Origin of the sequence: Novosphingobium sp., assembly GCF_040079535.1 — a bacterium.
Classification (GTDB): Bacteria; Pseudomonadota; Alphaproteobacteria; order Sphingomonadales; family Sphingomonadaceae; genus Novosphingobium.
Map to the genome: position 1 here is coordinate 1 of NZ_JBEBKB010000082.1, position 2,063 is coordinate 2,063.

General features: G+C 61.0%; 4 protein-coding genes. 1 reads left to right on the forward strand and 3 read right to left on the reverse strand.

The features are described from left to right. Positions 1 to 51: 51 nt before the first annotated feature. The 3 genes from gatC to rpsU all read right to left on the reverse strand — a co-directional run bounded on the left by gatC (position 52) and on the right by rpsU (position 1,315). Complete coding sequence (gatC, locus tag ABL914_RS13875) at positions 52 to 339, reverse strand: Asp-tRNA(Asn)/Glu-tRNA(Gln) amidotransferase subunit GatC (protein WP_391563779.1); 288 nt, start codon at positions 337 to 339, stop codon at positions 52 to 54. A gap of 25 nt (positions 340 to 364) precedes the next feature. Then, positions 365 to 985 (reverse strand): FKBP-type peptidyl-prolyl cis-trans isomerase, encoded by a 621-nt coding sequence (locus ABL914_RS13880; protein WP_391563780.1) that lies wholly within the window; start codon positions 983 to 985, stop codon positions 365 to 367. A gap of 123 nt (positions 986 to 1,108) precedes the next feature. Next, positions 1,109 to 1,315: a 30S ribosomal protein S21 gene (rpsU, locus tag ABL914_RS13885; RefSeq protein ID WP_391563781.1), complete on the reverse strand. Its 207-nt coding sequence runs from the start codon at positions 1,313 to 1,315 to the stop codon at positions 1,109 to 1,111. A gap of 311 nt (positions 1,316 to 1,626) precedes the next feature. Here rpsU and ABL914_RS13890 point away from each other — a divergent pair. Next, a partial coding sequence (locus ABL914_RS13890; RefSeq protein WP_391563782.1) for a hypothetical protein occupies positions 1,627 to 2,063 on the forward strand: 437 nt, incomplete at its 3' end.

Here is a 2,063-nt window from a genome sequence, read left to right on the forward strand (position 1 = left end):
CCCCTAGCCCCTCCCGCAAGCGGGAGGGGAATTTGCAAGAGGCATGCATTTTCATTCGATCACCTTGGGCACGCCAAAGAAATGGCCCTGCCGGGCGGGGGCATTGGCCAGGACGGCATCCTGCACCCCGCCATCGGTAACAGTATCTTCGCGCAGCCGCAGCTGGTTCTCGATCACCGCGGTCATCGGTTCAACCCCGGTAACATCGACTTCGCCCAGCTGTTCAACCCAGGCGAGGATCCCGTTGAGTTCGGGAACCATCGCCGCGATTTCAGCTTCGTTGACCTTGATGCGAGCCAGCGCCGCAATTTTTGCGACAGTGGCGGTATCGACCGACATTGCTTTTACCTACCTGGTTTGGATCTTACTTCTTGTCAGCGTCGGCCGGCTTGCCTTCAGGCTTTTCGCCGCCCGCTTCGCCAGCCTTGCCTTCTGGTCCGCCGGGCGCCAGCTTTGACAGCACGGCTTCGGCCTGGGCATACTTTTCCTGCTGCTGCTGCGGGGTCATGATATCGGTCACTTCGATATCGAAGATCAGATCAGCATTGGCAGGGATGCCCGATTCCGGAGGCGGATTGGCCCCATAGGCCTTTTCAGCCGGGATATTGAACGTGTATTTCCCGCCCTTTTGAACCTTCAGCAGGCCTTCGGTGAAGCCGGGTACAGCCTTGCCCATTTCCATCGGGATGCCATCGGGGATCAGGCCAGCGGGCAGGCCCGGCGGCAGCTGAAAGGGATTTTCCGGGGTCCGCTGGAATTCCTTGCCATCGGCCGCAGTCTTGCCGACGTATTTGATCCAGACCACATCTTCCATCGTCGGGAAACGGCCGGTGCCTTCCTTGATGGTGGCAACCTTAACCCCGGCCGGCATCGTGGCGAAAACCAACCCGGCGGCAGCAAGTGCCACGGCCAGAACGCCCAGCCAAAGCTTGGTCAATGTGCCCTTGGCTACGGGCTGGAGCGGTACGCGGGTAATTTCGGTCATTCCCAATCCTGTCTAAATTCGAACCTGTATGGAAGATATGCAAAAGGGCGCAGGAACTGGCCCCGCGCCCTCATGGCCTATCACAAGCCCTTCATCAAGGCTGCAAGTGTTGGCAAAGGCGGCTTACTTGATGCCGTCGCGTTCCATCCGCTTGCGCTCCATCTTGCGGGCGCGGCGGACGGCGGCAGCCTTTTCACGGGCGCGCTTTTCGCTGGGCTTTTCATAGTGACGGCGCAGCTTCATCTCGCGATAGACGCCTTCGCGCTGCAGCTTTTTCTTGAGCGCACGCAGGGCCTGCTCAACATTGTTGTCGCGGACGAGAATTTGCATAAACCGAACCACCTCATTGGCCAAAAGATCAGAGCCCCGCTGGTTTCCGGTGCGGGGATGCACCTTAGGAATCTAAAAACTGGAATCAAAAATACGAAAATGGGCCGAATCCCTAAAGGATCGGCTTCAACCGGCGGGCGGCTAGCACCCTGAACTGGGCTTTGCAACCCCGCAGACATACTTGCAGCGCCCATTTGATCCACAATCAATAGGTCCAAGTTGCCCCCGGATCGGAGCCAACTGGATGCGGCGGATCAACATATGGTGTGATAGCCAGGCAGGCATCGCAACAGATTGGGGGCAGGTTGGCGATGCACAACCGCAGAAATCAGGTCGCTACAAAGCCGCGCAGCCCGCGCGGTGCCAAGATTCCGCTGGCCAAACCGCTGGCCAAACCGGCGCCCGGATTTCCCTGCGATATCGCGATCCCGCCGCACCGCGGGGCCAGTACCACCGCCCTGTTGCTGCCAATTCCCGGCTTGCCGGCTCGGGTCGCAGCGCAGCCGCTCTTCGCCTTGCCCGAGCGCGAACCCCCAGAGCGGCTGCGCACCCCGGCCAGTTCCAAACCCAGCAAAGCATCGACCAAACCTCGCAAAACGTCGGCCAAACGCCGCAAGCCTGGCGGCAAAGGCCGCAAGGCCAAGGCCGCCCTGGCCCGGCCCGATCCCGCCGCAGGTCTGGCCGCTTTTGCGCTACCGCGCCAGCAAGAGCCGCTGGTGACCGCCAAGCCAGCCCCGCCGCCCAGCCA